Annotated in this window: 20 protein-coding genes; 15 read left to right on the top strand and 5 right to left on the bottom strand. The window is 53.1% G+C overall.

The window, feature by feature from the left end:
- Positions 1 to 30: 30 nt before the first annotated feature.
- Positions 31 to 600 (top strand): ATP-dependent zinc protease, encoded by a 570-nt coding sequence (locus QHL1GM_RS06705; RefSeq protein WP_071693771.1) that lies wholly within the window; start codon positions 31 to 33, stop codon positions 598 to 600.
- Between the two features lie 29 nt (positions 601 to 629).
- Here the strand turns inward: QHL1GM_RS06705 and QHL1GM_RS06700 are convergent, their stop codons facing one another.
- Positions 630 to 1343, bottom strand: coding sequence for a 16S rRNA (uracil(1498)-N(3))-methyltransferase (locus tag QHL1GM_RS06700; protein WP_071693770.1), 714 nt, complete (start codon positions 1341 to 1343; stop codon positions 630 to 632).
- Positions 1344 to 1474: 131 nt separating this feature from the next.
- Between QHL1GM_RS06700 and QHL1GM_RS06695 the strand changes: the two genes are divergently transcribed.
- The 7 genes from QHL1GM_RS06695 (at position 1475) to coq7 (ending at position 7075) form a co-directional block, all read left to right on the top strand.
- Positions 1475 to 2620 carry an RNA-guided endonuclease TnpB family protein gene (locus QHL1GM_RS06695; RefSeq protein WP_071693769.1) on the top strand — a complete coding sequence of 382 codons (1146 nt, stop codon included), beginning with the start codon at positions 1475 to 1477 and terminating at the stop codon, positions 2618 to 2620.
- Positions 2621 to 2794: 174 nt separating this feature from the next.
- The gene (phaR, locus tag QHL1GM_RS06690) at positions 2795 to 3301 is read left to right on the top strand and encodes a polyhydroxyalkanoate synthesis repressor PhaR (protein ID WP_071693768.1); all 507 of its coding nucleotides are present in this window, start codon (positions 2795 to 2797) and stop codon (positions 3299 to 3301) included.
- Between the two features lie 67 nt (positions 3302 to 3368).
- Positions 3369 to 4655 (top strand): phosphoribosylamine--glycine ligase, encoded by a 1287-nt coding sequence (gene purD / locus QHL1GM_RS06685; RefSeq protein WP_071693767.1) that lies wholly within the window; start codon positions 3369 to 3371, stop codon positions 4653 to 4655.
- 40 nt (positions 4656 to 4695) lie between these two features.
- Positions 4696 to 5136, top strand: coding sequence for a thioesterase family protein (locus QHL1GM_RS06680; RefSeq protein ID WP_071693766.1), 441 nt, complete (start codon positions 4696 to 4698; stop codon positions 5134 to 5136).
- Positions 5136 to 6008: a phosphoribulokinase gene (locus QHL1GM_RS06675; protein WP_040480705.1), complete on the top strand. Its 873-nt coding sequence runs from the start codon at positions 5136 to 5138 to the stop codon at positions 6006 to 6008. The genes QHL1GM_RS06680 and QHL1GM_RS06675 overlap by 1 nt, the downstream gene beginning before the upstream one ends.
- A gap of 44 nt (positions 6009 to 6052) precedes the next feature.
- Positions 6053 to 6394, top strand: a complete 342-nt coding sequence (locus QHL1GM_RS06670) for a histidine triad nucleotide-binding protein (protein WP_071693765.1) — start codon at positions 6053 to 6055, stop codon at positions 6392 to 6394.
- A gap of 39 nt (positions 6395 to 6433) precedes the next feature.
- On the top strand, positions 6434 to 7075 hold the full coding sequence (gene coq7, locus QHL1GM_RS06665) for a 2-polyprenyl-3-methyl-6-methoxy-1,4-benzoquinone monooxygenase (protein ID WP_071693764.1): 642 nt from the start codon (positions 6434 to 6436) through the stop codon (positions 7073 to 7075).
- A 201-nt stretch (positions 7076 to 7276) separates the two neighbouring features.
- Here coq7 and ettA read toward each other — a convergent pair whose 3' ends face one another.
- The 4 genes from ettA to QHL1GM_RS06645 form a co-directional block, all read right to left on the bottom strand.
- Positions 7277 to 8938 (bottom strand): energy-dependent translational throttle protein EttA, encoded by a 1662-nt coding sequence (gene ettA / locus QHL1GM_RS06660; RefSeq protein ID WP_071693763.1) that lies wholly within the window; start codon positions 8936 to 8938, stop codon positions 7277 to 7279.
- 169 nt (positions 8939 to 9107) lie between these two features.
- Positions 9108 to 9335 (bottom strand): PA3496 family putative envelope integrity protein, encoded by a 228-nt coding sequence (locus tag QHL1GM_RS06655; protein WP_007113308.1) that lies wholly within the window; start codon positions 9333 to 9335, stop codon positions 9108 to 9110.
- Positions 9336 to 9523: 188 nt separating this feature from the next.
- A complete protein-coding gene (locus QHL1GM_RS06650; RefSeq protein ID WP_071693762.1) occupies positions 9524 to 9958 on the bottom strand; it encodes a PAS domain S-box protein in 435 nt (144 codons plus the stop codon).
- 239 nt (positions 9959 to 10197) lie between these two features.
- Complete coding sequence (locus tag QHL1GM_RS06645) at positions 10198 to 11511, bottom strand: MFS transporter (protein ID WP_071693761.1); 1314 nt, start codon at positions 11509 to 11511, stop codon at positions 10198 to 10200.
- A gap of 121 nt (positions 11512 to 11632) precedes the next feature.
- On the opposite strand from QHL1GM_RS06645, the gene QHL1GM_RS06640 reads away from it, so the two are divergent.
- The 7 genes from QHL1GM_RS06640 to QHL1GM_RS06610 form a co-directional block, all read left to right on the top strand.
- Complete coding sequence (locus QHL1GM_RS06640) at positions 11633 to 11902, top strand: SelT/SelW/SelH family protein (protein ID WP_071693760.1); 270 nt, start codon at positions 11633 to 11635, stop codon at positions 11900 to 11902.
- Positions 11899 to 12771 (top strand): DMT family transporter, encoded by an 873-nt coding sequence (locus QHL1GM_RS06635; RefSeq protein WP_071693759.1) that lies wholly within the window; start codon positions 11899 to 11901, stop codon positions 12769 to 12771. The genes QHL1GM_RS06640 and QHL1GM_RS06635 overlap by 4 nt, the downstream gene beginning before the upstream one ends.
- Before the next feature lie 247 nt (positions 12772 to 13018).
- Complete coding sequence (locus QHL1GM_RS06630; RefSeq protein WP_083570983.1) at positions 13019 to 14875, top strand: TolC family outer membrane protein; 1857 nt, start codon at positions 13019 to 13021, stop codon at positions 14873 to 14875.
- A gap of 135 nt (positions 14876 to 15010) precedes the next feature.
- Positions 15011 to 17161 carry a type I secretion system permease/ATPase gene (locus QHL1GM_RS06625; RefSeq protein ID WP_139245642.1) on the top strand — a complete coding sequence of 717 codons (2151 nt, stop codon included), beginning with the start codon at positions 15011 to 15013 and terminating at the stop codon, positions 17159 to 17161.
- Positions 17161 to 18591, top strand: a complete 1431-nt coding sequence (locus QHL1GM_RS06620) for an HlyD family type I secretion periplasmic adaptor subunit (RefSeq protein WP_071693757.1) — start codon at positions 17161 to 17163, stop codon at positions 18589 to 18591. Before QHL1GM_RS06625 ends, QHL1GM_RS06620 begins: the two co-directional genes overlap by 1 nt.
- Entirely contained in the window at positions 18591 to 19217 is a 627-nt protein-coding gene (locus QHL1GM_RS06615; protein WP_071693756.1) for a response regulator transcription factor, read from the top strand. Before QHL1GM_RS06620 ends, QHL1GM_RS06615 begins: the two co-directional genes overlap by 1 nt.
- 205 nt (positions 19218 to 19422) lie before the next feature.
- Positions 19423 to 21396: retention module-containing protein (locus QHL1GM_RS06610; RefSeq protein ID WP_139245641.1), on the top strand; the 1974-nt coding region annotated here is incomplete at its 3' end.

Genomic DNA, 21396 nt, shown 5'->3' with positions numbered 1-21396 from the left:
AAGGTGCTCTTACTTTCCAAGGATGATGTTATGCAGTTAATTGGTAAAATGTTTTTTAGCAGTGTGGTGTTAGGTGCCGCGTTGTTAGGTGCTGGGCTGTCTGCTTCGACGGCTATGGCGGATGATGACCAGGTATTCGGCTGGGTTGAAAAAGCCACGCTGCAACCCTGGGACATCGAGGTAAAAGCCAAGCTTGATAGTGGCGCATTAACCTCTTCGCTTGACGCCCGCGATATTGAGATGTTCGAGCAGGATGGAGAGGAGTGGGTTCGCTTTCGGTTGAAGCTGGAAGACCAGGCAAGTGGCGAAGTGTTCAGCGATCAAATTGAGCGGCCGCTCTATCGAGAATTGGCTGTTCGCGGTGCGGGTGGCCGCGACGAGCGTCCTGTGGTGCTGCTGGAAGTTTGTATGGGCGATACCATTTACGAAGAGCAGTTTAGCCTGCGCGACCGTGAAGAGATGAACTATCCGCTGTTGCTCGGCCGCCGTACCATTGGCCACCTTGGTTTGCTGGATGTGCGTGAAACTTTTTTGCAAGAGCCGGGATGTGGGGAAAACGCCACCCTTGTTCCCCACGACCCGAAAGAGCAGCAGTCCTGATTTATACAGACCTATCTCAACAATGAGGCTTAGAACAGCCGTGACAGAAGAGCGGTCACGGCTGTTTCAACGCGTAAAATGCGCGGGCCAAGATGCATTCCCTCGCAGCCTGCCAACATTAGTTGTTCTACCTCCCAAGCGATAAAACCGCCCTCTGGGCCTACCAGTAGCAAGGTAGGGTCACTGATGTCTCTTGGGCAGGCATTCGGCATACCGGGATGGGCTACCAGTCCGCGGCGTTTGCTGAGTAAGCCAGGCAACTGCTGCTCCAAAAAAGGACGAAATCCCTTACTTAGGGTTACCGAGGGTAGCAGGGTGTCTCGGGATTGCTCTAACCCGAGTACCAAGTGCTGGTAGATTTTATCCGTGCGTAGCTCAGGAGACTGCCAGTAGCTCTTCTCAACCCGTTTAGTATGCAGCAGGGTGATCTCTTTGACGCCCAGTGCGGTCACGTGCTCTAACGTCCGCGCCAACATACGGGGGCGGGGCAGGGCCATTACCAAATGTACGGGTAGCGGTGGCGGCGGAGGCTCGTCGAGGGTTTCCAATTGGAAATACGCGCGCTCGGCGGTGAGTTCTTTTAGCATCGCTTTACCCATTGAGCCTCCTTGAACGCCCACGGTTAGCAGGTCGCCGGGTGCTGAACGATGGACATTGACCAAGTGTGTCAGTCGGCGCGGATCGGTGATGCAGACATGGCCATCGTCGGTGAGGTCGTTGGGATCAAGCAGTATCAAATTCATCAGATTGCGCGAGATACCCCGTACTTTTAGTGCGGGGAGGGATAGCGCGTCGTCCGCCAGGACGACCCTGTTCTCGCTGCCTCCTTCTTAGGTGGTTGCTATCTTACATTTTTCACGCTAATTTGTGAGCAATGACAACGTGCGCCTACAAATATCGCTTTTACCCGACACCTGAACAGGCGAAGCTCCTAGCCAGAACGTTCGGGTGTGTGCGTTTTGTCTACAATGCGGTGCTTCGCTTTCGCACCGATGCCTTCTACGAACGCCGAGAGAAGATCGGCTACGTCGCGGCGAACGCTGAGCTGTCGCGCATGAAGAAAGCCGAAGAAACGGCCTTCCTCAACGAGGTCAGCTCCGTCCCGCTTCAGCAATGCCTGCGTCACCAACAGGCCGCCTTCAAGAACTTCTTTGATGGCCGAGCCCGCTACCCTCGCTTCAAGAGCAAGCGACACCACCAGTCGGCGGAGTTTACGCGCTCGGCGTTCAAATACCGCGACGGCCAGCTGTTCCTGGCTAAGTCCAAGACGCCACTGCCCATCCGCTGGAGCCGACCATTGCCCAGCGAGCCGACTACCATTACCGTGTCCAAGGATTCGGCAGGCCGCTACTTCGTCAGTTGCCTGTGCGAGTTTTCGCCCGACGCGTTGCCCAGTACCCCTAAGATGGTGGGCATCGACCTCGGATTGAAAGACCTGTTCGTCACCAGCGACGGGGATCGAATCGGCAATCCCCGCCATACGGCAACATACGCGCCCCGTCTGGCCAAGGCACAGCGACGCCTGAGCAGAAAGAAACTCGGCTCGAAGAATAGTGCCAAGGCTAGGCAGAAAGTGGCGCGACTTCACGCCAAAATCTCCGATTGCCGGATGGATAGCTTGCACAAGCTGTCTCGCCAGATCGTCAACGAGAACCAAGTGATCTGCGTCGAGTCCCTCAAGGTGAAGAACATGGTGCGCAACCGCTCTCTGGCCAAGTCGATCAGCGATGCCGGCTGGGGAGAATTTGTCCGCCAGTTGGCGTACAAGGCAGCCTGGGCAGGCCGACAACTGTCGACCATCGACCAATGGTATCCGTCCAGCAAACGCTGCTCCGGCTGCGGGTATGTGATGCCCGAGATGCCGTTGCAGATTCGCGCCTGGTCATGCCCTGAGTGCGCAGCCGAACACGACCGCGACGTGAACGCAGCGGTCAACATCAAAGCCGCCGGGCTGGCGGTGTTAGCCCTTGGAGAGAATGTAAGTGGCATGGGGCAAGCCTCCATATCCGGTTCTCGTTGAATTGGGAATCCTCTTCCTTCAGGGGGAGGAGCAGTCAAAATGGTGGTCTATTGGTCACAAAGCAGGCACGGTACGTCTTGCTAAACTATTAAGGTGGCTTGCATGGGCGCGTGGTGCAGGCACAATACCAGTAACGGGAATAAAAAGTCCCTATCGCGTTTAAGGAGATGCGCCGTGCGCGTAATTCGCAAGTATGCAAATCGCAGGCTTTATGATACTCAACAGAGTCGCTATGTGACGCTGGAGGACCTGCGCCGTTTAATCATCGAAGAAGAGCCGTTTAAGGTTGAAGATGCCAAAAGCGGAGAAGACCTAACGCGTACTATTCTGCTCTCTATCATTATCGAGCAGGAACAGGCTGACAGCGAAGCGGAAGTGTTTTCTAACGACCTGCTAGCGCAGTTAATCCGTGTTTACGATATGACCTCGCCACTGCCGCTGTCGCGTTATCTCGAGCAGGGTACCCAGCTGATGTTAGAGCAACAGAAACGTCTGCAGAGCCAGTGGAAACAGGCAATGCGCAACACGCCGTTGGAATTTATGCGTGAGCTAACCGAAGAAAACATGCGTTTTTGGCAAAAGACCTTGAACCAGCCTGGTCAAGCTGACGAGTCGGGTGATGCGGAGCCGCATGAGGACGATAGTAGCGACGCCAGCAATGATAACAAACCCTCCTCCTGATCCCACTTGGTACTGCGCTGTGGCATAATGCCGCCGATATACGCTCTCCCGTTTGAGAAGGATGCACATGAAGGTTTTGATGATAGGTGGCGGTGGTCGCGAGCACGCCCTGGCTTGGAAATTGGCGCAATCTAACCAGGTTGGGCAGGTGTTTGTCGCGCCCGGCAATGCGGGCACCGCGACAGAAGCAAAGCTGACCAACGTAGCGATTGCTGCAACGGATCTCGACAGTCTGGTCGATTTTGCCCGTGATGAGCAGATTGGCCTAACCGTGGTGGGTCCAGAGGCCCCCTTGGTAGAGGGCGTTGTTGACCGTTTCCAAGCGGCTGGTTTAACTATCTTTGGCCCTACTCAAGCGGCCGCCCAGTTGGAAGGCTCAAAATCTTTTACCAAGGACTTCCTGGCTCGCCATGATATTCCTTCAGCTGACTACCAAACCTTTACGGAAGTAGACCCTGCACTTACCTATTTAAGCAAAATGGGCGCGCCGATTGTAATTAAAGCGGATGGCCTAGCCGCGGGTAAAGGCGTGATTGTGGCACTTAGCGAAGCCGAAGCTGAGGCCGCTATTCGTGACATGCTTGAAGCTAATGCCTTCGGCGGTGCAGGCGCGCGCGTGGTCATCGAAGAGTTTCTGGAAGGCGAAGAAGCCAGCTTCATTGTCATGGTGGACGGTGAGCACGTCGTCCCCATGGCCACAAGCCAGGACCACAAACGCGCCTATGATGGTGATACCGGCCCCAATACTGGCGGTATGGGTGCCTATTCGCCAGCGCCGGTGGTTACCCCCGAAGTTGACGCACGTATCATGGAGCAGGTCATTCTGCCCACCGTGCGGGGCATGGCCGCAGAGGGCAATGCCTACACTGGGTTCTTGTATGCAGGCCTGATGATCGATGCGGCGGGCAACCCCAAGGTTATCGAGTACAACTGCCGTTTTGGTGATCCTGAAACCCAGCCGATTATGCTGCGCTTAACCTCTGATTTCGCTGAGCTCTGCTTAGCGGGTGCAGAGGGCAACCTGGCCGGCAAACGCTGCGAATGGGACTCTCGCGCCGCGGTGGGCGTGGTGCTGGCGGCCGGTGGCTACCCTGGTAGCTACCGCAAGGGTGATGTGATTACCGGCTTAGCTGTGGCTGAAGGAACGGGCTGCAAGGTGTTTCACGCAGGCACCACGCAAAATGCCCAGGGCGAGATCACCACGGCAGGTGGTCGTGTGCTGTGTGTAACGGCATTAGGCGATAGCGTCTCAGCGGCGCAGCAGCAAGCGTATCAGGGTGTTAATGCTATTCACTGGGATGGCGTCGAGTGTCGCCGCGATATCGCCTTCAGAGCGATTGCCCGAGAGGAGTAAGTAAGCCTTACGCTACGCAAATACTGACGAGGAAACAGGCATGGAGCGTGTCAAGCTGGACTTTCCCGCTGAAGAGGTCATTCATCGTCACCCTTTGACGGTGCGGGTAACCGATATGAACTACGGCCGCCACTTGGGGCATGATGCGCTGGTGTCGCTGCTCCACGAGGCGCGTATTCAAGCTTTCTCTGCACTGGATCTGCCCGAGTGGGATATGCACGGGCACCCTTCAGTCGTCGCTGATATCGCCGTACAGTATCAAAGTGAAGCACGCTGGCCCGATGCGTTAATGATTGCCACCGCCGTACCAGAGCCGCAAGGCAAAGCGTTGACGATTTATCAGCGTATTTACCAGGCGGAGTCTCAGCAGGTAGTCGCCACAGCGCGGATCAACCAGCTACTGATTGATCTTGCCACAGGGCGTCCTGTCGAGGTGCCAGAGCAGGTTAAACAAGCGCTTTCCCATGCGAGGTGTGGCTGATGTCACGGGAGTATCCGATTATCGCGGTGACTGGCTCTTCAGGGGCGGGTACCACCACCGTACGGCGCAGCTTTGAGCGTATGTTTCTGCGCGAAGATGTGCATGCGGCGGTGGTCGATGGGGATGCCTTTCACCGCTATACCCGAGATGATCTGCACCGTATCTTCAGGGAAGAGCCAGAGCGCAAAGATGAGCTTTCTCATTTTGCCGTTGAGGCGAACTTGCTGGACCGCTTGGAAGGGTTGTTCAGCGAGTATGGTGAGCACGGTTCGGGTACTTTTCGGCACTATATCCACGCTGAAGATAAGCAGAAAATTGAAGCGGGCTGTCGGGTAGGTACTTTTACCGAGTGGCAGTCGCTGCCCTGTGGCACCGACCTGCTGTTTTATGAAGGCTTACACGGCGGGCTGGTTACTGAAGAGTATGATATTGCCCGCCATGTGGATCTGTTGGTAGGCGTGGCGCCGACCATGAATCTTGAGTGGATTCAAAAGATCGACCGTGACACCAAGCTGCGTGGCTACTCACAAGAAGCAGTCATCGACACTATCCTGGGTCGGATGGATGATTACGTGCGCTACATCCAGCCGCAGTTTTCGCGTACTCACATCAATTTTCAGCGTGTGCCGACCGTCGATACCTCTAACCCCTTTGAGGTGCAGGATATTCCCACCGACGCTGAGTCGTTCGTGGTCATCCGTTTTCGGGATCCCTCCACCGTTGATTTCCCTTGGCTACTGGCGATGATTAAGGATTCGTTTATGACACGCCCGCACACGTTGGTCGTGCCGGGCGCGCGGATGTCGTTGGCGATGGAGTTAATCCTCGCCCCCTTGGTGCGTCATTTGTTATCGCAACGGCGCTTTCGCTGAGTGTCGCGAGCAAACCATGTGACGCCAAAATAAAGGAGAGCTGTATGGATTGTCTGTTTTGCAAAATCATTAACCGTGAAATTCCCGCTGATATCGTTTACGAAGATGACCACGTATTGGCATTCAATGATATTGGCCCCCAGGCACCGACTCATCAGCTGATCATTCCTAAAAAGCATATCGCGACGCTCAATGATATCAATGAAGCCGACCTTGCCACCGTGGGGCGGCTTCAGTTTACCGCTGCCAAGCTTGCCCGTGAGCAGGGCTTTGCTGAAGATGGCTACCGCGTGGTGATGAACTGCAACGAAATGGGCGGACAAACGGTCTACCACATTCATATGCATTTAATGGGTGGGCGCGCCTTCACCTGGCCTGCCGGTTAAGCTCAGCAGGCCGCTAACGTAAGCCAACGGAGTGTTGCCATGGATCGTCAACAGAGTCGTTCAGATCGCCTGATACATCAGTTCGATACCGTCTTACGAACGCTGATGCCCCACGCGGCCTCGTCGCAGCGTACCAGTCCTGCTGAAGGCGTGGCCGAGGCAGCGCTCGACGATCACGAACGTCGCCATTCGGCAGGTTTAATGCGTATTAATCATACCGGTGAGGTGTGTGCTCAAGCGCTGTATCAGGGGCAGGGGGTAACCGCTAAACTGCCTCATGTGCGTCACCAAATGGAGCAGTCTGCGCAGGAAGAGATTGATCATCTCGCCTGGTGTGATGAGCGTCTGGCGCAGTTACAGAGCCGAACGAGCTACTTAAATCCTCTGTTCTATGTCGCCTCGTTTGGCATTGGTGCGGCCACGGGGGCGGTCAGTGACCGCATTAGTTTGGGTTTGGTAGCTGCGACCGAAGAGCAGGTAGGCAAGCATCTTGAATCACACCAACAGTCGCTACCTAGCGGCGACAATCGCTCACGCGCCATACTGCGCCGAATGGCCATTGATGAAGCCCACCACGCTCAGCTTGCCTTGGAAGCAGGGGGCGTTCGCTTTCCGGCGCCGGTGAAGTGGGGGATGCGTCTGGCCTCTAAAGTGATGGCTAAAAGCGTCTATCATATTTGATAGATAACCACGCTGAATAATAGGGCATAGAGAGGTGCTTTAAGAGAAGCCGCAAATTTTGTTGGTGCTGTTTCTTATGTTGTTTTTACTGGTCGCAGACGTTGGGGGCTTTGCGCTGGCGTCAGTGCAATCACAAACTAAAAGGCCCCGCATTGCGGGGCCTTTTGGCTGCTAACAGTAATAGTTAACTTGATGCTAATATCAGGCATCAATGCGCTTGTACTTCATGCGCTTCGGTGTATCGCTGCCAACCCGCTTCTTATGGTCTGCTTCGTACTCTGCGTAGTTGCCCTCAAACAAGACCACTTCAGAGTCACCCTCGAAGGCCATAATGTGCGTGGCGATACGGTCAAGGAACCAACGATCGTGTGAGATCACCATGGCGCAGCCTGGGAAGGCCAAAAGCGCGTCTTCCAGTGCCCGCAGGGTTTCGATATCCAGGTCGTTAGAGGGCTCATCGAGCAGCAGCACGTTAGCGCCTTGCTTGAGCGTTTGGGCAAGCTGCAGACGGCCGCGTTCGCCACCGGAAAGCTCCGACAAACGCTTCTGCTGGTCGTTACCCTTAAAGTTAAAGCGGCCTACATAGGCACGCGAGGAGACCTCGTAGCCATTAATGTTGAGGATGTCTTGACCATCCGATACGGCTTCCCAGACGCTCTGCTTGTCGTCCAAGCCATCGCGTAGCTGTTCGACGTAGGCGATATCGACCGTTTCACCGACGACAACTTCGCCCTCGTCCGGCTGCTCTTTACCGGTGATCAGTTTGAAGAGCGTCGATTTACCCGCACCGTTACCACCGACGATGCCTACAATCGCACCCTGGGGAATGGTGAAGGAGAGGTTCTGGTAGAGCAGCTTGTCATCGAAGCGCTTGGCTACATCACGAAACTCAATGACGTTATCGCCTAGGCGAGGGCCAGGCGGAATGTAAATTTCATTGGTTTCATTACGTTTCTGGAAGTCGCCTGACTGCATCTCTTCAAAGCGGTTAAGACGCGCTTTGCTTTTTGCTTGGCGGCCTTTGGCGTTACTGCGCACCCACTCAAGCTCTTGCTTGATAGCTTTCTGACGCGAGGCTTCCTGCTTGGCTTCTTGATTCAGACGCTGATCTTTCTGCTCCAGCCACTGGGAGTAGTTACCCTCAAACGGGATACCTTGGCCACGATCAAGCTCGAGAATCCAACCCGCCACGTTATCCAGGAAGTAGCGGTCGTGGGTGATTGCCACGACTGTACCGTTGTAGTCGTGCAGGAAGCGCTCAAGCCAAGCCACCGACTCTGCGTCAAGGTGGTTGGTAGGCTCGTCAAGCAGCAACATATCGGGGCTGGAGAGCAGTAAGCGGCAGAGTGCTACGCGGCGGCGTTCACCACCCGAGAGATTACCCACTTTGGCATCCCAGGGGGGCAGACGCAGCGCTTCAGCAGCAACGTCAAGCTTACGCTCCAGGTTGTGAGCATCCGCGGCTTCGATAATGTTTTCAAGCCGTGCCTGCTCGCTGGCCAGCGCGTCAAAGTCGGCGTCGGGCTCTGCGTAGGCCGCATACACGCCATCCAACTTCTCCTGCGCGTCTTTGATCGCTCCCAGCGCTTCTTCGACGGTATCGCGGACGTTTTTCTCGTCGTCTAGCTGCGGCTCCTGGGGAAGGTAGCCAACATTGATGCCGGGCATCGGACGAGCTTCACCTTCAAACTCTTTATCGACACCGGCCATAATGCGCAGCAGTGTGGATTTACCCGAACCGTTAAGGCCCAGAACGCCGATTTTGGCGCCAGGGAAAAACGAGAGCGAAATATCCTTGAGAATTTGCTTTTTGGGCGGCACTACTTTGCCAACCCGGTTCATGGTGAAAACGTATTGCGCCATGGAGATCCGTTAAGTTGTTGAAAAGAAGAAAGCGACAGCAGTAGGCTACTGGCTCTTATTGCTGGCTAGAGAGTGATGATAGTGGTCTGCACCAGGAAAGGCTAGGCTACTGGAGGTGTTTGGCTAGCCAGGCCTACTCATTTGCTGAGAAGGCCAAGCCGCACAAGGATTACTCTTCTTCGTCCCAGTCATCTTCAATGGCGCGCTGAAGACGGCGCTCTTCCAGCCATGCTTCGACTTGGCGTCGAGCACGTAAACTGTCAGCCTTGCTCGGTTTGCTCTTGCCGTAGTGGTCGTCATTGACGGCGTCTAAGCTTTCGAACTCGTCCGAGTCGAGTGTTTCGTTGCCTAAGGTTTCATGACTTAGGGTTTCACGACTTAGGGGATCACGGCTCATGTGATGTCCTCCAACCCAGCCGGCGTGCCGGCGTAACAACGGCTTCACGCGAGTACATGTGCAGTTCATCAAACACATGCCAAATGCAAAGTGAAGCGCCTAGCGCAATTCAAGCGCCTTGCCGCTATATAACGCCAGATGGGATGAAGTTCAAGCTTTATAGTTTTTTTTAGTGAGAAAGTTAATGATTAGCTGTTTTCTCGCTGCTTTTGTAACTCCGCCAGTGCAAGCTGCGCCTCTACACGCTCCGTCACATCTTTTTGCACGCCAATGTAATACATCAGCTTATCTGCTTCGTCGTAGACCGGCGTGATAGACAGCTCATTCCAAAACATGGTGCCGTCTTTGCGGTAATTGCGCAGCACTTCTCGGGAAGGACGGCCATCTTTGAGCGCATCTCGAATAACGGCTAACGCATCCTGGTCGCGGTCTTCGTTTTGTAAGAAGCGGCAGTCGCGATACAAAATTTCATCCGCACTGTAACCCGTCAAGCGCTCAAAGCCTTTGTTGACGTAGATGAGGATATTTTCATCCCCCTCCTGCTCGGCAACGACTATGCCGTCTTCCGACGCGTCAACAATACGTTCAAGCAGCTCCGGGCTGATCAAAGGGGATCGTTTCATCAAGGGGTTCCTGTTGCAGCTCCAAGTCCTTTCCATGGTCCACAGCCGTTTCTTCACCTGTGAACCGGCGGAATGTCCAATCACTTATTATAGGCAGCATAGCAAATGCGCCAAGGCATCACTGCTATCTGGCTCTATCATGGCGAGCGTTGCCATGCATTGCAATCTTGAACGCTCTCATAACGTTGGCAGGCCTATCAAAAGCAACCTTGATTTTCATAGTGATTGCCAATGGGGTGTCACTCGACCTCGGGTAAATGATGCGCGCTTAGTATAGCGCCACCGGCGGTAGCCGCTAGAATGAGTAGCAATACGCCGCTACCAAACCACTGTGCAAAGGCGCCAATAACACCGCCTACGATCAGCATTAATACGCCGGTTAAGGTATTGGAGAGGGCAACGTAAAGCGCACGATTATCTTGGCTGGCCATATCGACGAGATAGGTTTTACGCCCTAAGCGTACGCCGTGGTGAACAATGACAAGTAGTGAGTAAACCGCCGCATAGGGCCATATACTCTGTGTCCACCCGCCGGGTAACCAAGCTAAGCTGGCGCCCAGGACACAGCAAATAGCGGTACCTATCGCCGCGTCGCGCATCACTCCACGGCTCGACTGATCCGCGCGCTTCCCCCAGATCGGGCTTGCTATCATTGCGGCAAGCCCTGATACCACAATTAGTATGCCCAGACCCCCTAGGTCGGTGCCGCTTTGGTTCTGCCCCAGCAGGGCGATGTAGGGAAGAGCAAGCGCACTTGATAGTAGCAGTGCCCGAGCAACGTTGAAGTGTAAAAAAGTGCGGTCCTCTTTTAGCAGCGACAGGCCCAGTTTAATACTGTCCCAGCCGTTTTCGCCGCCTTCAATCGCGCCCGGGGCTTCCTGAATACGGGCGGCGGCGATGGCATTAACTAGCCAGCCGCTAGCCGCAATGGCCAATAATATCGCCACCACTAAATTGCCGGGGCGGCTCTCAAACAGCATTAACACAGCCCCAGCTACTAGCGTGGCAGCGCCCGCAATGCTGCCGCTCCAGCCCATTAGCGTGCCGCGACGGCGCTTGGCAATGGTTTTGCCCAGCACATCTTTTGTGGCGATCGAGGATAAACCCCTTGCCAACGAGAGCAGAATTAGCGCTGCGAGCACTAACGCGCCGCCCAATGTGCCGGTGGCGAATAACGCCAGTACAGCAAGTGCTAAGGCAGCAGCTGCTTGGGTCAGCGCGCCGGCTACCCACACCCACTTTCGCTTAGGCTTTAAACGGATAAAACCAGCCACGAAAATTTGTGGCAGCAGGGCGCCAGACTCCCGGATGGGTACCAATAGGCCTACCATCCAGACTGGCGCGCCAATAATGCCCATCAGCCAGGGTAAAACTAAACGCGCGCTCGACAGCTCGTCAGCTAACTTATTGCCCAAAGAGGCCCATACGTGCAGGAAAAAATTGCGCGGTTGCTCGTCGCAGGCGCTTTCAGGTATGTCGTCGCACATGCGGCTGTCGTCATCGCCCGTAAGCCACTCATACAGGCGAGTTTGCGAAACGTTGTTTTCGGCCATCGGGACTCCTTCTTAATCGACCTATCTCAAGTGACCTATTTCAAGCGACCTATCTCAAGCCATCTCAAAATGACAGAATATCTTCTTAGGATGCCATATTAACTTGCCTTGGAGGTCAGGGATGTCGCGTATTCAAATCCGTTATTGCACACAATGCCAATGGCTGCTGCGAAGTGGTTGGTACGCACAGGAATTGCTCTCAACCTTTGGCGAAGGTTTAAGTGAGGTATCTTTAGCACCTTCTCATGGCGGCACGTTCGAGATCTGGTGTGATGATGTGCTGTTGTGGGAGCGCAAGCGCGATGGTGGTTTTCCTGATATCAAGCTTCTCAAGCAGCGTGTACGCGACCAGTTAGAGCCGGGGCGAGATTTAGGGCATATCGACCGATGAATCAGGATCGGCAAGCGATCCTGTTTGGGTTAGGGGCCGTTGCATTATGGTCGACGGTGGCAACGGCCTTCAAAGTGGCGCTCGCATGGATGAGCCCTTTGGAGCTCATGTGGATTGCAGCATTTGTTTCCTGGGCGTTGATGGGGGCGTTGGTCATCAAGCAGGGAAATATCACCACAGCGTTACGCACCGGTTGGAAAACAGCTGCGTGGGCAGGAATGATGAACCCCGTGGCCTACTATTTGGTGCTTTTCGCCGCCTATGACCGCCTCCCTGGGCAGGAAGCGATGGCTCTGAATTACACCTGGGCCTTAGCAATGGCGTTTTTAGCTGTGCCTTTACTTGGGCAGCGCTTGACGCGTATGGATATCGTGGCTGGGCTGGTCGCCTACGCAGGCGTTTGGGTGATAGCTACGAGAGGCGCGGTTTTTAATGTCGCTTTCGCCGACCCGCTAGGGGTCGTACTGGCGCTCGCTTCGACGCTGCTATGGGCGCTTTATTGGCTGCTCAATGCGCGGGATAGTCGACAGCCCCTCGTTGGCCAATGGCAAAATTTTAGCGTTGGTCTACCTGTATTGACCCTATTGTTACTGCTCGGTCCTGGTTTCCAGTGGCACGGCTGGCCCGCTTTTGGAGCTGGCGTGTATGTGGGGCTATTTGAGATGGGGGTCGCTTTCATTCTGTGGCAGTTGGCGGTGCATAAAGTGTCGCGCACGGCCAAAGTCTCCAACCTGATTTTTCTCTCACCTCCCGTATCACTATTGCTGCTTTTCTTGGTGGTAGGAGAGCCCATATTACCTTCGACCCTAGTGGGATTGGTGCTGATTTTGTTGGGATTGGGGCTTCAGCAGACGCAAAAGAGTACCTAAATTAGGGAACATTATAATTAGCTGTGACATTTTAGTGTGTTTTTGTGTTTTTGTGTTACGATCGGCGGTTAATAAGGTCGTCTTAAGTATATCGACTAGGTATGCCTAATGAACTGTGCCTATTTTCAAATTATCACTTTTCCAATTAGGTGCTAGGCTTGGGTTGGTTAGCCTTATAAAAAAGCATGGAGGCTAAATGCTTAGCTGGATGACCAGTAAAGTGATATCAGCTACAGGGAACGCATAAATGGAACATGCAGTCGCTACAAGTACGATCAAAAACTACCTTTGCCGCATTTCAACGCCACTCATGGCTGTTACTCTGGCTTTTACGCCACTGAACAGCGCAATCGCTCAGACGCTTCCACAAAGTCTTTACGCACCTGGTAATGACGATCTACAGAGCGTTGTTCAAAAGGCTATTTCTACCAATCCTGAAGTCGAAGCCGCATGGTCGCGCCTCAGCGCTGCGAAAAATGATATTGGTGTGGCGCGTGGAAACTACTTGCCCAGCATTGATGTATCCGCAGGCGTTGGTCGGGAAGCTCAAGAGGGCGACGGCCGTGGTAGCTATGAAACTGACTTTGCAGAGCTGACGCTGACTCAAATGCTGTTCGATGGCTTTGCAACGCGAAGTGAAGTCGAGAGGTTAGATAGGGCTGAGCTAGTTACCTATTATGAGTTGATTGGTGCCAGTGAAAATATAGCGCTGGAAGCATCAGAAGCTTATCTGGACGTTGCACGCTATCGTGAGTTAGTCAGGCTGGCTCAAGAGAACTACGCCAAGCACCAGGAAGTCTTCCAACAAATTGAAGAGCGCACTCGTTCTGGCGCAGGGAGAGGGGTAGACCTTGAGCAAATAAGTGGCCGGTTGTCATTGGCTGAATCGAATTTGATGACCGAAGCGACAAATTTGCACGATGTTACCGCGCGTTACATGCGTATCGTTGGTGAACTGCCTGCACAAAACCTGATGCCCGCTCCCGAGCTTGATGAGAGTTTACCTTCAAGCGTCAGTGAGGCTGTCAATTTAGCTTTTGAGGGCAATCCTGATTTTCATGCTGCCATCGAAAACATCAATGTGCAGCGTGCTGAAAAAGAAGGCACGCGCGCAGTATTTATGCCACGTCTAGAAATTCAAGGTAGAACAGGTACCAACAATCAAGATGATGCCATTGCTGGGCGACGTGATGAGACCAGTATTCAGCTAGTGGCAAGCATGAATTTATACAATGGTGGTAGCGATCGAGCGGCCTTCCGAGCGGCCAGTGATCGCATTGAAGAAGCTGTTGACCAGCGCGAACTGGCCTGTACCAATGTGCGTCAAACTACGCAAATTGCGTATAACGATGCTCAACGACTTCGCGAACAGCTCAATTATTTAAATCAGCATCGCTTATCTATTGATCGCGTTAGAGGCGCCTATCAGCAACAGTTTGATATTGGCGAGCGTACTCTCTTAGATGTGCTGGATAGTGAGAACGAGTATTTCGATGCCAGCCGTGCTTATGCAAATGCCCAATATGACATTACCCTGGCGGATGCAAGAACGCTGGCAGCAACGGGTCAGCTAATGCAGTCACTTGAAATTATGCGTGATGATATGCCGACGTTAGCCGAGATGGGCAACGATGGCGTTGCCATTACGCCAGAGATTGTGTGTCCGGTGTCAGGTCCAAGTGGGTTTACACTGGAAGATTTTATTGGCGGTGACTTCTCTACTCCCGCCCCCACCAGAGCGCCAGATGTCACGCTGTCTGCAGATGCACTATTTCCGATCAATAGTGCTGAACTAGGGGCAGATACGCGTCAAGAACTCGCTGGGTTAGCTGCCGATATCAATGCGCGTAATGATATTGCGCGAGTTTTTATAGCTGGTCATGCGGACAATACAGGTTCAGATGCAATTAATGATCCTCTTTCTCAACAGCGCGCTGATAGCGTCGCTCGGTTTTTTGCAGACCAAGGCGTTGAGCCGACTTTAATCCAAACAGAGGGTTATGGGTCTAATCGGCCTATAGCCTCAAATGACACGGTAGATGGTCGCGGGCAAAATCGGCGAGTAGAAATTACCTTAGAGCGGTTTGATGAGATCAATACTTAAATGACACATTTTTATTCCTTGATCTGAACGAATGCTGAGACTGTTTGGATAAGCGTATGTGGCACATAGCGTTGAAAAATATGCTATGTGCTATTTTATTATAAGAGGTGGACATTGTTAGAGCATGATCAAACGCTGTCTGGTAAGGAGTCGCAAGATTCTTCATTGGATCATGATGAGCTTCTTATCTGCTTACAGGCAGTGGCTAGAATGCATCAACATGAAGTTTCTTCCGAATCGTTAACTGCGGGATTGCCACTCGAAAACGGTAAGCTGACACCCTCCGTTTTTGCCCGGGCTGCTGCGCGCGCGGGTATGACGGCACAAATTGTTAAGAGTGGGCTAGTAAATCTTAATCCAGAACTGTTTCCCGTTATTGTGCTTCTTGAGCCTGGACGGGTATGCATCGTCAACGCCATTGATGTTAAAAAAGGGCTCGTCAAAGCTGTATTTCCTGAACTGAATGAAGCGGAAGTTGAAGTTGGGCTCAATGAGCTGGCGTCTAGCTATTCGGGTGACGCTATTTACGTTCGTCCTCGTCTTCGATTAGACAATAATCCCGAAACTAAGAAAAAGAAGGGCGGACACTGGTTTTGGAGTGTCATTCAGGAAAATAGAAAACTGTACCGCGATATTCTTATTGGGTCAGTTGCTATTAATCTATTCGCCTTGGCCATGCCGCTATTTGTGCTGAACGTCTATGATCGCGTAGTTCCCAATCAAGCGACTGAAACACTCTGGGTACTTGCTGGCGGTGTTTTCATTGTGCTTTGTTTTGATTTGGCGCTGCGTCTCATGCGCAGTAGTTTTGTCGATTTAGCCGCTAGCAGAGCGGATGTAAAACTTTCCTCTTCTATTATGGCTAAAACGTTAGGGTTACGTTTAGAGGATAGGCCAGTTTCAACCGGGTCGTTCACCTCCACGCTGCAATCCTTTGAGTCAATACGAGCATTCATAGGTTCGGCTACCATTCTAGGTATCGTCGACCTGCCTTTCGTGCTGTTATTTGCGGCGATTATCGTGCTGATTAATCCATGGCTTGTATTGCCTGTTATAGCTGGAATCCTGTTTGTATTGCTTTATGCGTTGGCCGCTCAGGGCAAGCTTCATGAGCTATCGCAGACAACTTGGGAAGTGGGTGCTCAACGTAATGCCCTGCTCGTCGAGTCTGTTTCGCAGTTAGAGAATGTCAAAGCATTGCGCGCTGAAAGCCGCATTCAGCGCCACTGGGAAAAAGCCACGGCTTTCTTATCACGCACCAGTGCCCAGCTGCGATTGGTGAGCACTTCCGTTTCGAATGTGGCGCAGTGGGCGCAGCACAGTGTGGCGGTCTGCGTCATTATCGTCGGCGTCTATCAGATTATTGAAGGCAACCTTTCTCAAGGCGGTCTAATTGCCGCTTATATGCTCTCCTCGCGGGCCATGGCGCCGATTAGCCAGGCGGCAGCGCTACTGGCGCAGTACCACCAGTCATCAACAGCGTTAGATTCGCTCAATCAGGTGATGGATAAGCGCGTCGAGCGTCACGAAGGCAAGGTTTATGTTGAAAAGCCCAGTGTTGCTGGCGCCATTCAGCTAGAAAAAGTGACGTTGCGCTACCCCAATGAAGAGCGCGATGCGTTGCGCGATGTCTCAATTTCTATTAAGGCAGGTGAAAAAGTCGCACTGCTAGGCAGAATAGGCTGCGGCAAGTCTTCACTCAATAAGCTGATGCTGGGGTTCTATCAGCCCAGCGCGGGTGCCGTTTTACTCGACGGCGTTGATATCCGACAGATCGATCCTATACAGCTGCGCCGCCATATTGGCTATGTCCCCCAAGACGTCAGTCTGTTCTCTGGGTCGCTGCGCGACAATATTGTCGCGGGTGGTGGCAGTGAGCGTATCGATGATGAGGAGTTGCTGAAAGCATTAGATATTGCAGGTTTGCAATCCTTGGTAAATAGCCACCCTCGCGGCGTTGATTTGCAAGTAGGCGAGCGAGGGCAGTCTCTGTCGGGAGGTCAAAAGCAGTCTGTGGCCATTGCGCGGGCATTGGTGCATGACCCCGCCATATTGCTATTGGATGAGCCAACCAGCTCTATGGATAACGCCAGTGAGGAAGCCTTTAAAACGAATCTCAGTAAGGTGGCGCAAGGCAAAACAGTGCTCGTAGTGACGCATCGAACGTCTCTGCTCTCCTTGGTAGACCGTATTATCGTCATGGATGCTGGCAAGGTCGTAGCGGATGGGCCTCGCGATACGGTGGTTGAAGCGCTCCGTAAAGGTCAGATCGGGAGGGCTTCTTAATGGCTAAGAAAAACATTGAGACCGCTGAACAGAAAGGCTTCGAGGCCATTGGTCGGTTCTCAGAAAAGGGCAAAAAACCGTTCCGTCCCTTTATGGATCGCTTGTTTGCACGGCGAGTTACCTCGGCGCATTTAAGCCGCGACTGGGCGAGTGATACTGACTGGGCGCGGTTGCAACAAGACCCAATGCGAGCGCGACTTTTTCTCTACGGCGTTTGCTTGGCTTTTGTGGCTCTCATTATATGGGCTTGCTACGCGCCCATTGATGAAGTGACCCGGGGTAGCGGTCGCGTTATTCCAGCTAGCCAGTTGCAGCAGATACAGTCATTTGATGGCGGTGTCGTTGAGCAGATCATGATCCGCGAAGGTCAAGTGGTCGAAGCGGGACAAGTATTAATGCAAATTGATCCGACCCGATTTGTGTCGGATTTTCGCGAAAATCGAGCTCAACGTTATGCGTTGCAAGCAAAAGCCGAGCGGCTGCGCGCTTTAGTCACAGACTCACCTTTCGAGCCTGATGAAGAGTTGCGCCAAGAAGTACCCACCATTGTCATTCAGGAACGCGAGGTTTATGAGAGCCGTCGCGAAGAGCTGCGTGAACAGGAAAATGTTTTAAATGATCGTATACGCCAGCGTAGAGAAGAGTTAAGAGAAGCCGTTGCCAAGCGCGATACCGCTCAACGTGAAGCCAATATGTCCAGCCAGGAGCTTAATTTAACGCGGCCATTGTTGGATTCAGGCGCAGTTTCAGAAGTTGAAGTGCTGAGGCTGCAGCGAGATTTATCACGTGCGACCGGTGAGCGTAACCAGGCTGATGCTGCTGTTTCACGTTTAGAAGCGGCAGTAGAAGAGTCAGAAGGGCAATTGCTGGAACTAGGTGCAGAGCGCCGAAGTGAATGGCGTAATGATCTTGCCGAAACGCTGGGTGATTTGAATGCGCTTCAACAATCCGGTACCGGTCTTCAGGATAGGGTGAGATTGACCGAAATTCGTTCGCCGGTAGATGGCGTGGTTCAGCGAATACATATCAGCACCATTGGTGGCGTTGCTCAACCTGGGCAAGAGGTGGTCGATATTGTTCCCAGCGATGATCAATTGTTGGTCGAAGCACGTATTGCACCTCAGGATATTGCGTTTTTACACCCAGGTCAGGCAGCCACTATCAAGCTGACAGCGTACGACTACGCCATCTATGGTGGTTTAAAAGCTGAACTGGATCACATTAGCGCCGATACCATTACAGATGACGACGACAACACCTTCTATTTAGTGCGAGTTCGCAGCCTTGCCGACGAAAATGTAGCGGATTCACTGCAGGTGATTCCCGGCATGACCGCGCAGGTAGATATCATAACCGGTAAGCGAACCGTGATGCAGTTTCTGCTCAAGCCTATTCTGCGGGCATGGCGTGATTCGATGGGGGAACGGTAATGGATCATTGGTTTGTGACAATGGATGGTAGCCTCAAGGCACGCTGGGAAAAGGCTTTCCCCAATGCTCAGCCGTCAACGCCCAACGTGATTGAGAAAAATGCCCGATCTGGTGATTTAGTTTGGGTGGCAACCACCGTTGTATCTTGGCAGCAGTTGACCCAACGCTTAGCTTTGATGGGAGTAACGGTGGTTATTCTTAGCTATGCGCCTAACGATAAAGAGGCGCTTAAAGCATTAGACTTAGGCGGACGTGGCTATGTACATACGCTGGCGACGGCCGATGTTTTAAAGCAAGTGGCTCTTGTGGTGACCAACCAAGGAGTGTGGGTTGGTCAAGAGTTGCTTGCGAAGGTTATTGGCGGAACCTTTAAGGCTTTGTCTCGGCGCACAGAAGAGGTATCAACTGCCGGAAGTGATTATCTGGACTTGCTGACCGAGCGCGAGCGAGGCGTTGCCCTCGCGGTTGCACGGGGTGCAACCAATAAAGAGGTCGCGCGTCAGCTAGAGATCACAGAGCGCACGGTAAAAGCTCACTTAAGTGCTATTTTCAAAAAGCTAGCGGTACGTGACCGTCTGCAGTTAATGCTCAAGCTCTCTTCGACGAGAGAGCTTGCTAGCTACTAATTAATTACAACGCTCTTAGCTGTGCTAGATCAAGCAAACAAGGGCGCTTCCCCTCCCTTCTTGGGCATAGGCAGCTCTAAGCCTATTTCTGTCCATCAGTACAATATTTTTTTGTAGTTCACCCGCCTACGATGATGGTATATGCCGCTAATTCCCTAGTGCAAAGGGCTAGCAAGCGGCTTCTTTATTCGTTCGGGAGATCTACATGGCAACTGCAACCGTTATTGCAATTTCTGGTCAGGCTTGGGCACGGGATGAATCAGGTAACCTGCGTGAGCTGAGTATTGGTGATGTGTTGCAGGAAGGTGAAGTCCTCATTACTTCCAGTAATGGCAGTGTAGAACTGGATTTTGCTGATGGCGCGGGCAGCAGTTTCGTGGAGGGCGGCCAAGAAGTGGTTGTTTCTTCCGAACTTGACAGCGACCAGCTTGTGTCCACTGAAGATGCCAGTGCACAGGATGAGGATCTTGAAGCGCTGTTAGCTGCCCTTGAAGATGAGGAAGGTGACCTTCTCGATATTCTTGACGCAACTGCCGCGGGTGGTGGCGCTGGCGGCGGTGGTGAGGGGCATGATTTCGTGCGTCTTGCACGTATTGCCGAACAAACCGACCCGTTAAGTTTTGAAACTTCAGGTGGTCTTGAAGAAAGTGAGTTCGTTGATTTTGGCGGTGCTCCCGATGCGGTAGCTGCTGAAGATGAGGTGGTTGAGCCGACACCAGAGCCGGGTCCGGGCTTGTCTGGCACCATCACACTTAGTGTTCCGCAGCAGGTCATCGAAGGTCAACCTATTACAGTAACGGCGAGTGTTGATAACGCTCCCCAAAATAGCCCGCTGGTAATCACACTGAGTAATGGCCAGTTGATTACTATTGCCGTTGGTGAAACCACGGGCAGTGTAACCTTCGATAGCCGCCCAGACGATGTTTACCTTCAAGGCGACGAGCCTCAATTATTAACTATTTCTGATGCTTCTGGCGGCGGGTACGACACTCTCGATACCACAGCTACCGATACAGTAAATGTGGTAGATGATAACGATACTACGACTATAACGCTGAGTGGTCCTGAGCAGGTCACTGAAGGTGATTCAATAACTATCACTGCTAGCGTTGATAATGCTCCAGAAAGTGAACCTTTAGTGATTACGCTTAGTAATGGCGAACAGATCACTATTGATATAGGCGAAGTGTCAGGTGCTGTAACTTATCCGGCTCGTGAAGATGATGAGTTAGTTCAAGGTGATGCTTCTCAGGAGATTAGTATCCAGAGTGCCACTGGCGGTAATTACGAAAATACTGCTTTTGGATCTGGGGTGACTACGGTTGTCCTTGATAACGATAATGTCCAATTAACCGTAACTGACGCTGGCACCATCAACGAAGGCGACACCGCCACGTTCAACGTCTCGCTGGGCAACGCCGTTAACAATGTCACAACGCTGACCTTCGAACTCAACGGTGAGATCGAAGCTAACGACATTGGCAGCCTGACGGCCACCATCGGCGGCGAAACCGTCGCCGTGACCGACAATGGTGACGGCACCTTCAGCTTCGACGTCCCCGCGGGCACTGCGGACGGCATCGCCATCAACGTGCCGACCACCGACGACAGTGTCTTTGAAGGGCGTGAAGACTTTACCCTGAGCGCCACCCTTAGCGGCACAACCATTGCGGGCGATGCCTTAGGTGAAGCTGACAACCTGACCGACACCGGCAACGCGACCATCGTAGATGATGGCAGTGGCCCCGGCACCAACCCAGACGATGACCGTCCGGGCATTACCGTGGGTGATGCGGGCACCGTCAATGAAGGTAGCACCGCGGTCTTTACCGTCACGCTGGATGAAGCGGCGGAGACAGACTATGCGATCTCCTTCGAGACCCTGACCGGCGGTGACAACACGGCGGAAGCCAGCGACATCGGTGCGATGACCGTTACCTACCAAGATGCCGAGGGCGAGACCCAAACGCTGACCGCCGACGGGGCAGGCAACTACATCGTTCCGGCGGGTATTACCACGCTGAGCGTGAGTGTTGAAACCACCCAAGACGACGTCTACGAAGGTGAAGAGACCTTCCAGCTAGAAGCCACCACCGAATCCGGTGCCAGCGATACCGGCAACGCCACCATCGTGGATGATGGCAGTGGCCCCGGCACCAACCCAGACGATGACCGTCCG

It is taken from the genome of Halomonas sp. QHL1 (assembly GCF_001882345.1).
Lineage (GTDB): Bacteria > Pseudomonadota > Gammaproteobacteria > Pseudomonadales > Halomonadaceae > Vreelandella.
This window is presented reverse-complemented; position numbering and strand designations above follow the sequence as displayed.